This is a genomic window from Enterobacter sp. 01-M-03-SI-ECC (assembly GCF_047530215.1).
Lineage (GTDB): Bacteria > Pseudomonadota > Gammaproteobacteria > Enterobacterales > Enterobacteriaceae > Enterobacter > Enterobacter chengduensis.
On the sequence record NZ_JBLKDA010000078.1, the window covers coordinates 1 to 2,841 of the forward strand.

The following is a 2,841-nucleotide window of genomic DNA, read 5'->3' on the forward strand; positions in this document are numbered from 1 at the left end:
CCTCAGCATTTTATTATGGTGATCCCCTGGGCGAAATGCGCCTGGTAAGCAGAGTTTTTGAAATGTAAGGCCTTTGAATAAGACAAAAGGCTGCCTCATCGCTAACTTTGCAACAGTGCCAATGTGGGCGTCTGGTGTTGTAGAAGTTCAGATATCGGGCGATGCCAGCGCGTGCCTCGGACACAGTCTTGTAGGCATGGAGGTAGACTTCCTCGTATTTGATCGAACGCCAGAGCCGCTCGACGAAGACATTGTCTCGCCACGCACCCTTGCCATCCATCGAGATGGCAATCTGTGACCTCTTCAGCACGGCGGTGAAGTCGATGGAGGTGAACTGCGATCCCTGGTCGGTATTGAAGATTTCCGGCCTGCCATGACGGGCAAGTGCCTCCTCCACCGCCTCGATGCAGAAGGCTGCTTCCATCGTGATCGACAACCGCCATGACAAGACCTTCCGGCTGAACCAGTCCACGACGGCGCACAGATAGACAAATCCCCGCGCCATGGGGATGTAGGTCAGGTCCATTGCCCACACCTGATTGGGCCGGGTGACTGCCAGCTTTCGTATGTGCCCTGGCGCTGGTTTCGAGGTGTTCGGGCGGCGGTAGATCGCCTTGATGCCCATCTTCTTCATCAGCGTGGCGACGTGTCGCCGCCCGGTCTCCAGACCTTCTCCTCTCAAGAGCCCTTGCAACATCCGACTTCCGGCAAAGGGGTAGTCGAGATGCAATTCGTCAATCCGGCGCATAAGGGCCAGATCGCCGTCAGACACCGGACGAGGCAGATAGTAGACGCTGCCACGGCTGAAGCCGAGAAGCTTCGCCTGGCGCACGACGGATAGCTTGTGCTCGCGGTCGATCATTTCTTTCCGCCCAGCAATCCCGCCTTGCCGAGCGCACCGGATAAAAAATCGTTCTCCAGTGTCAGTTCGCCGATTTTCGCGTGCAGCGTTTTGACATCGATGGTCGGACCCGACGGCTCCGCTTTCGTTTCATCGCCGAACACACCTGTCGCCCCCTCAAGGAGCTGGTCTTTCCATTGCTTGATCTGGTTGGCGTGCACATCGAACTGCTGGGACAACTCCACCAGCGTCTGCTCACCTCGGATGGCGGCAAGTGCCACCTTCGCCTTGAAAGCCGGGCTATGGTTCCGGCGCGGTCGTCTCGTCATGGTCTCTCCTGTTCCCGGCATCTAAGCCGAAGTCAGGCAGAAACTCCACTTATCCCCGCTGTGCAGATTTCCCGAGCCAGCTCTAAGGCGATCAGGTGCGCTGATCGAGTCTGTCGAGCACCATCGCTGCAAGTTCATCGCTGGTGTGTGCACCACTATCGAGAACACGGGTTGTGGACGGAAGCCGTTCCCTTGCGGCCAAGCATCGGGCGACATTCGCTAATCGCCACTCTCGAATCTCCGCATTCCGATTCGGGTCAGGATGCATGGTCTGGTTCGAGATCCGGTGACGCAATAGGTCCTCGTTAAGCATCAGAAAGATGTGCAGCAGCTGATCGTCGATCTGCCTTAACCCGTCGAGTATCTCAGTCAGATAGTCCGGGTGCACGAGCGTCATTGGGATGATGATGTCCTGCGAGTAATTCCTGCGAATCTCGCTGACCGCAGCGATCGTAAGTCCCCTCCACAAGGGGAGATCCTGATAGTCTCCGCTCGCTGGTATGGGGACCGTTTCTTTCACCACGAACCCGATTTCCTCAGGGTCAAAGATCAGCGATTTCGGACGCCGATCGCGCAGCCGCTCAGCGAGAGTCGTCTTTCCGGCGCCGAAAGGTCCGTTGATCCAGATTATCATTGTCGACGGCCTCTAACCGGAAGGCTCGCAAGAGCGCTGGGCGGCTTCGTGTGCTGGCACGATCGGAGTGGCTCCGAAGTGCTTCTCAAGATAGGTGACGCCGAACGTCACGATGTCCTGCGCGTCGAACAGGTAGCACTGAGCAAAGCCCACGACACCTTCTCGATGGCGACCGAGCTTCACGTAAGCATTTGCTATAGTTTCGACCGCATCCGGCTTTCCTTCGATAGCAAAGCAATCGAGAATGCCGTTTGAATCGTATTCTGATGCCGTTTTCCAGGCGACTTCACCGTTTCTTCCAAGCATCGGCATCTCATACGTCACCCATCGTTTGTTGGGGATATCCGCAACCGCCTCGGCGTAGTGCAATGCGGTAACGGAGTTTAGCGGCGCACCCAACAGCAGGGCCTTCCCGCCAAGGCGGACGAACCGCTCGACGGGCGACCCTTCCCCCAAGGCGTGACCGAGTTCGTGAGGCTCCGTCAGCGTTTCAGCTAGCGGACCAACCGCGACCATCGATGCATCGGGGTGCGCGCTGCGCCGCGCGCCGGGGGCTTGAACCAGAAATTGATTCAGCAGGCCGAACCCACGGTAAGTCCCGGCCGTTGCGGGATCGAACGGCGGCCAGGTACGGCGGGCTTTGTCATCCAACCGAGCGCCATTCAGAGTCTCCTCGTAGGGTGATCGGTCCCACGACGCGTATCCCATCACAGTGCCAGTCGGCCCAACCGCGGAGCGTAACGCGGCAACGACCGTCTCCGCTCCTCCTTCGACCGGACCAATCGCTTTAAGTGAGGCATGCACCATCAACAGGTCACCGGTTTGGACTCCTAATTTTCGAATTGCCTCCGTTATTGCCTTCCGCGTATGCATCGCGATATCTCCTCTAAACTGCAAAACACTATACCTATCGAGAGGCACTGTTGCAAATAGTCGGTGGTGATAAACTTATCATCCCCTTTTGCTGATGGAGCTGCACATGAACCCATTCAAAGGCCGGCATTTTCAGCGTGACATCATTCTGTGGGCCGTACGCT

General features: G+C 57.3%; 3 protein-coding genes. All 3 read right to left on the reverse strand.

The window, feature by feature from the left end; all coding sequences use genetic code 11:
- Positions 1-13 precede the first annotated feature (13 nt).
- Positions 14-1,170, reverse strand: a protein-coding gene (locus tag ACMWKK_RS26000; protein ID WP_369700724.1) for an IS3 family transposase whose coding sequence is annotated in 2 segments (ribosomal slippage) — positions 14-903 and positions 903-1,170 — 1,158 coding nt in all. Because the reading frame shifts where the segments join, the coding sequence is not laid out codon by codon here.
- A gap of 91 nt (positions 1,171-1,261) precedes the next feature.
- Positions 1,262-1,804, reverse strand: a complete 543-nt coding sequence (locus tag ACMWKK_RS26005) for an AAA family ATPase (protein ID WP_002063889.1) — start codon at positions 1,802-1,804, stop codon at positions 1,262-1,264.
- Positions 1,805-1,816: 12 nt separating this feature from the next.
- Entirely contained in the window at positions 1,817-2,677 is an 861-nt protein-coding gene (gene aac(3)-IIe / locus ACMWKK_RS26010) for an aminoglycoside N-acetyltransferase AAC(3)-IIe (RefSeq protein WP_000557452.1), read from the reverse strand.
- Between the last annotated feature and the right edge of the window lie 164 nt (positions 2,678-2,841).

Bases quoted from the DNA above. Each gene is read 5' to 3' on its own strand.
- ACMWKK_RS26005 (WP_002063889.1), bottom strand. From the start codon at position 1,804: ATGATAATCTGGATCAACGGACCTTTCGGCGCCGGAAAGACGACTCTC.